At 45.4% G+C, this 6150-nt stretch carries 7 protein-coding genes; 3 read left to right on the top strand and 4 right to left on the bottom strand.

Translation table 11 applies throughout. From position 1 onward, the window contains the following. Positions 1 to 857 (bottom strand): alpha-amylase (locus tag B2751_RS02910; RefSeq protein ID WP_414655211.1); only part of this gene is annotated, 857 nt, incomplete at its 3' end. Between the two features lie 406 nt (positions 858 to 1263). Between B2751_RS02910 and B2751_RS02905 the strand changes: the two genes are divergently transcribed. Together B2751_RS02905 and B2751_RS02900 are read left to right on the top strand one after the other, a co-directional pair. Beyond that, positions 1264 to 2088: an endonuclease I family protein gene (locus tag B2751_RS02905; protein WP_290749088.1), complete on the top strand. Its 825-nt coding sequence runs from the start codon at positions 1264 to 1266 to the stop codon at positions 2086 to 2088. 149 nt (positions 2089 to 2237) lie between these two features. Further along, the gene (locus tag B2751_RS02900; RefSeq protein WP_290749091.1) at positions 2238 to 2822 is read left to right on the top strand and encodes a YdcF family protein; all 585 of its coding nucleotides are present in this window, start codon (positions 2238 to 2240) and stop codon (positions 2820 to 2822) included. A 53-nt stretch (positions 2823 to 2875) separates the two neighbouring features. On the opposite strand, the gene B2751_RS02895 is transcribed toward B2751_RS02900, so the two are convergent. After that, positions 2876 to 3427 (bottom strand): hypothetical protein, encoded by a 552-nt coding sequence (locus tag B2751_RS02895; RefSeq protein ID WP_290749095.1) that lies wholly within the window; start codon positions 3425 to 3427, stop codon positions 2876 to 2878. A gap of 133 nt (positions 3428 to 3560) precedes the next feature. Further along, positions 3561 to 3734 (bottom strand): YtzI protein, encoded by a 174-nt coding sequence (gene ytzI / locus B2751_RS02890; RefSeq protein WP_023467656.1) that lies wholly within the window; start codon positions 3732 to 3734, stop codon positions 3561 to 3563. A gap of 126 nt (positions 3735 to 3860) precedes the next feature. Between ytzI and B2751_RS02885 the strand changes: the two genes are divergently transcribed. After that, positions 3861 to 4964, top strand: a complete 1104-nt coding sequence (locus tag B2751_RS02885; protein WP_035408959.1) for a PP2C family protein-serine/threonine phosphatase — start codon at positions 3861 to 3863, stop codon at positions 4962 to 4964. Between the two features lie 81 nt (positions 4965 to 5045). Here the strand turns inward: B2751_RS02885 and B2751_RS02880 are convergent, their stop codons facing one another. Continuing rightward, on the bottom strand, positions 5046 to 5981 hold the full coding sequence (locus B2751_RS02880) for a magnesium transporter CorA family protein (RefSeq protein WP_023467658.1): 936 nt from the start codon (positions 5979 to 5981) through the stop codon (positions 5046 to 5048). Positions 5982 to 6150 lie beyond the last annotated feature (169 nt).

Below are 6150 nucleotides of genomic sequence, written 5' to 3'. Positions count from 1 at the left end.
TAATTCGTCCGGCTTAAGTAGTTTTGCAACGTGCCGAGATCGTTCTGCCAATACTCTGCGACTGTGAACAATGGTTTGCCCGTCGTCTGACGAACGTTCGCGAGCCAGTCCGCTAAGTAACCATGTTTGATATGCTTGACGGCATCGAGACGGAACCCATCAAGACCAAGTTCGTTGACGTACCATTTGCCCCAGTTCTTCATTTCTTGCTGGACTTCTGGATGATCGAAGTCGAGATCCGCGTACATCAAGTAATCGTAGTTACCATTTTCAGTTGAGACATCCGTATCCCATGCTTTACCGGTACCGCGGAACTTATAGATGGCGCTTTTTGAACGCGATTGATCCCAGTCCGTGCCGTCGAAGTGGTACCATTTCCACTTGAAGTTCGAGTAGAGGTTATTTCGTGCTGCAAAATTGAAGCCCGTCCATGCCTGGATTTGATAATCGCCCGAGACTTCCTGATTACGGTTACCCGGATTGACTTCGACTGCCGTGACGGCTTCCGTGAAATCGGCGCCACCTTTATGGTTCATGACGACATCACCATAGACATCGATTCCAGCGGTATGCAATTGTCCGATCGCCGTTTTTAATTGCGCCTTTGTGCCGTATTTCGTACGAACCGTTCCTTTTTGATTGAACTCACCTAAATCGTATAGATCGTAGGCGCCGTATCCGACATCATTTTGCGAGGTACCTTTGTAAGCAGGGGGAATCCAGACCGATGTGATTCCGAGCTGATCCAGTTTCGTCGCGTCACTCCCGAGACGGTTCCAGTGGTTACCGTCATTCGGCACATACCATTCGAAATACTGCATCATCGTACCATTGTCAGCTGTTGCACCGACTGCAATCGGTTGCGCAAGTGGCGCTAAAAATGCAGCGGATGCGACGGTTGCTAAAATCCATCCTTTTTGTTTCACGAAAAGACCTCCTTATGATTTATGAAAACGCTTGCATTATTCATTATAGTGAAGCCTTAGAGGAAAGGAATATCGTCCCGGATTCTTATTTGTCAGTGTCTTTCGTTCGTGACTTTTGACCCTAGAATATTTCTTTCGAAGAATTATTTTGATGCAATTGATGTCTTGGACGAAAAAAATCAGGACCATCTAACCGTTGTCTTTCGATAAAGAATCTGAACGACGACTCATCTTCAAAAAAGCAGGTCTATCGTCCATCTTCCACCATGAATGGATTCGATGTGAAAATGAGCGTGTAACATCCGTTTTCATACATACCAATCGAGGGGGAACACGCATGAACTGGAAGTCAAAGGTCACAGGTGCACTTGCCGCAACACTTGCGCTCGGGTCAATCGTCTTTACACCGGTCACTGCAAAAACAGTCGATCCAAAACAAGTAGCGGCAGGTCCGCAGATGGTTACATCTCAATCGACGATCGATGCGTACTATCTACCGGCAGCAGGAAAGACAGGGGCAGCGTTGAAGGCATCGCTGCACGATATCATCGACAACCATACACAAGTGTCATACGACACAGTATGGACAGCACTGAAAGAAACGGATCAAGATCCAAACAATGCGAACAACGTTATCGAGTTATACACGGGGAAATCGATTGCGAAAAGTAGCAATGGTGGAAATGTCGGTCAATGGAACCGGGAACACGTCTGGGCAAAGTCGCACGGTGACTTTGGTACGACGAACGGACCGGGAACAGACTTGCATCACTTGCGTCCGGAAGATGTCGTCGTCAACAGCGCACGTGGGAATCTTGATTTCGACAATGGCGGTACGAAATATAGTGGATGCGATTGCTACCGTGATGGCGATTCGTGGGAACCACCGAACCGAGTCAAAGGTGACATCGCGCGGATGATCTTCTACATGGCAGTTCGTTACGAAGGTGGCGGAGAAATCGATCTCGAAGCCTCAGAAAACGTCAACAATGGAACGAACCCATTACATGGAAAATTATCGACGCTGAAAGCATGGAATAAGCTTGATCCAGTCGATAGCTTCGAAATGCGTCGTAACGACGTCATCTTCGAGAAGTGGCAAAAAAACCGGAATCCATTCATTGATCATCCGGAATACGTGACATCAATTTGGGGAAATTGATGACGAGTCAATCAATAGGAAAATGCGATGTTCTCGATTCAGAGAAGATCGCATTTTTTTGGAGGTAAAGCCCGTCAGGTTGAAACTTTTTGCAAGCATCATTCGTACAGCATACCGTAACCCATTTTTTAGCAGAAAGGTCGTACGGGATGATTAAACGCACGTTCAACAAACGAAATATCAAATGGATGGTTGGTGGAGGACTCGTCGCTTGTGTCGCCTTCTGGTACAGTGTCGGGATTTTCGTCAACAGAGGAGAACGACCACTTGCGGATGGGTCGTCGCCGTATGTCATCGTTCTTGGCGCAGGTGTCAAAGGGGAGAAACCGTCGCAAATCTTACATAATCGGATTCAGGCGGCAGCCGCATATGGGAAACAACACCCGAATGTCCGCTTCATCTTGAGTGGTGGACAAGGACCGGATGAGGATATCTCGGAAGCAGAAGCGATGCGACGCGGAATGGTGGCGTCTGGCATTGAAGCGGAGCGACTGGTTCTTGAGTCCAGTTCGACATCGACGACGGAAAATCTACAGTATTCAAAAGACTTATTACCAAAGAATGTCCGACGTGTCTCAATTGTCACGTCAGATTTTCATCTGTACCGCGCTCGAAAAGAGGCGAAACAACTGGGGTTACTGACGGACGCGATTCCGGCAGAGACACCTCTTTCAGGTGTCCTTCGTTTCGGGATGCGTGAACGCGTCGCGATTCTTGTTCAATTCCTACGTTAAAAAACCCCGACGTGTTGAACACATCGGGGAGAATGAAGAAGTACACCAAACGATTAGATGCCTTCACCTTTATTTTTTTCCTCAGAAGATTGAGCATCATTTGCTTGTTGATTAGAAGCATCGTGCTCAGCAGGTGGTTCTTCTTTGCCAAGTGCGACATCTTTCGCTTCGACGACTTTATTGCTGATAGAACTCAGGTCACCTTTTGTCTCATTGACTGTATCTTTCACAGTCGAAGCATCAGACTTCACTGTTTCAAGTTCTGTGTTCACTTTGTCATAGACGTTTTGAACGTCAGACGCCACTTCTTGGATGATACTTGAAGCACTCTTTACCTGATTGATAACTTGCGACGCTTTGCCCGACGGATCTTCCTTGATGGAAGACGCGAGTGTCGAGACGGAATCCTTCGCACCACGTAAGCTTTGTTTCGTGTTTTGACGGGACGAAGAACTAAGTAGCGTCAATAGTCCGCCGACAAGGGCACCGATTAACATCCCTGTGACAAGATTAACTTGACGACCTGATGATTCCTCCTGATCAAACTGACGATTCGGATGTTCTGCGTGCGTTGCGTGTGGATCATGTTGAAGATTCGGTTCCATAATAAACACTCCCTTGAGATAGTATTTAACCATGATATGGATATACCCTTGTGACTGAATCAAAAACATCTAAAAAAAACATGTATTTGAAATGAATTTAAAAAGACCACCGTGATATGATGGTCTTAGAGGTTCATTTGTTGGATGAATCATCATCATTTTCGTGACGAAGTTTTCGGTTGATTTCATCATAATCGATTTCGATATCGTCCTTGTTGCCCTTATAGCCATATCCTTTTGAAATGACTATGATCGAGGCGACCAAGACGAATACGATGATGAGAATGGAGACGACATATAGCCACATAGTCCACTCCTCCTTTCATTCACTTTCTAGTATGACGGAAAAAGCAGCATCCGTCTAAACGAAATTGTAGGTTGTGTGCTAAACTGATTTCAGATAAACATGTTAAATAGAACGAGGTGACGACGGATGAGTATTTTGGTCGTAGATGACGAATTAACAAATTTAATGCTCTTAGAGCGATTGTTAGAAAATGAAGGATATGACGTCGTCAAAGCCATGAGTGGAGAAGAAGCAATCGAATTGATGGAGGATCCATTGTTCATTGAGCAATTAGATGTCGTCCTGCTCGACGTTGAGATGCCGGGAATCAGCGGAATCGAGGCAACACGTTTGATCCGAAAACGGTTTGGTCTTGATGAACTACCAATCCTGATCGTCTCGGGTCGATCAAACGAAGAAGATATCGTTGATGGATTAAATGCAGGGGCATCTGATTACACGACGAAACCGATTCGAAAAACGGAATTGCTCGCACGAGTTCGTAATGCGATCGGTCTGAAGCAAGCAATCGATGCACGAAAACGATATGAAAAAGTGCTACAAGAAGACTTTGATTTGGCGCAAAAACTGCAACAGAGTGTGCTTAGTGCCAATATCGAAGACGATGAGATCCGCATCATGGCGACCTATATCCCGTCTAAGAAACTAGCGGGAGACATGTATGCCTGGTATCGCATCTCTCAGAATAAATACGGCATCATCTTATTTGACGTCATGGGACACGGTGTCTCCTCTGCATTGATTACGATGGGGATGAGTTCAATCTTGTTTGAACTCGTGCACCGGATTGGTGATCCGGCTCAAGTGCTTGAAGAATTGAATCAACAGATGAGTCGACTGTTTCCGGGAGACGAGACAGAAATCTATTTCACGGCTGTCTACCTTTATATCGACTTAGATGAAATGAAACTCAGCTATGCGAACGCGGGGCATCCACCTGGTTTGTTGCGGATGAACGATCAAATCATTCCGCTTGAGAATACGGGACTTCCTGTTGGTATGTTCGAAGACTCGACGTATTCGAGCAAGACGATCGACATCGTCTCACCAGGATGTGTCTATTTGTACACGGATGGTTTCATGGAATTGTACAGTAAAGGTATTGATGAAGGAATTCACGCCATCCAAAATCTGATTGAACAACAAGGACCGAACATCCATCAGCTGATTCAACCGGATCAGAGCGATGAAGCGGATGATCTTTGTCTCGTGACAGTCGAAATCAATTAACATGTAAATGAAGAAGACTCAGCGACAGAAACACCGTCACTGAGTCTTTTTTGAGTCATACAAGTCTTGCGCTTACTTGAACTAGAAGAACCTTCTCCGCCATAAGATGAATGCGGCAAGACCAGAGAAGAAGATCATCATGCCGAAGACGATCCAAAAACCGATGACTTCTCCTTCCCAAGGGACATGGACGTTCATTCCGAACATCCCTGATATCATCGTCGGAATCGAGATGACGATCGTAATCGAGGCGAGGAACTTCATGACGAAGTTGACATTGTTCGAGATAACGGAACCAAATGTATCCATCGTCGAACTGATGATGTCTTTATAGATTTGTGCCATTTCCATTGCTTGCCGGTGTTCGACGAAGACATCTTCGAGTAAGTCTTCATCGTCTTCGTGTTTCTCAAGACTCGGTGTCTTGATGATTCGGTCGAGGACACCATCGTTCGATTTCAAGGATGTCATGAAATAGACCAATGATTTCTGAAGGTTCATGAGTTGAAAGATTTCTTGATTTCGCATCGAACGTTGTAATTCTTCCTCGAGTTCATCCATCCGTCGATCGATTTGGCGTAGGAAACGGAGATACGAGGAACTGACTTTATAGAGAATCTGAAATACGAAGCGCGATCGATAATTCGTCCGGAATCCTCGCAACTTACCACTCGAGAATAACGTCAGGACATCGAGCTGTTGCGAACAAACGGTGATGAAATGACGGGATGTCACGATGATACCGAGCGGAATCGTATTATAACGGCGTCCTGATGATTCTTCTTCGATGTAGGGAACGTCGACGATCATCAGTAGTCCTTCTTCATCTTTTTCAAAACGTGGTTTTTCTTCCACGTCCAAAGGGTCATAAATGAAATCCTCTGGAATATTCGTAGCAGCGATGACTTGGTCGGCTTCATCCTTGGTCGGATTGACAAGATGGATCCAGGAACCTTTCGTAAACTCCTGTATCTCGTTGACTGCCCCAGTGACATCGCTTCGATAAATCGTCAACATATTGTCTATCCCTCCTGCTCTTCACTGTCTCATTATAGAAATAGAAACGATGGCGTGTAAATGATTCTCCGATTTTTTTTTACGAAGATTAGTGATAAGATGAAAACAGAGGAGGGGAAGACATGCCTTTTTTTAATGCTAAGAAGCTCGAAGAACTTCAATCGATCGC

Origin of the sequence: Exiguobacterium sp. UBA6282, assembly GCF_002440475.1 — a bacterium.
In the GTDB taxonomy this organism is placed as follows: domain Bacteria; phylum Bacillota; class Bacilli; order Exiguobacteriales; family Exiguobacteriaceae; genus Exiguobacterium_A.
This window is presented reverse-complemented; position numbering and strand designations above follow the sequence as displayed.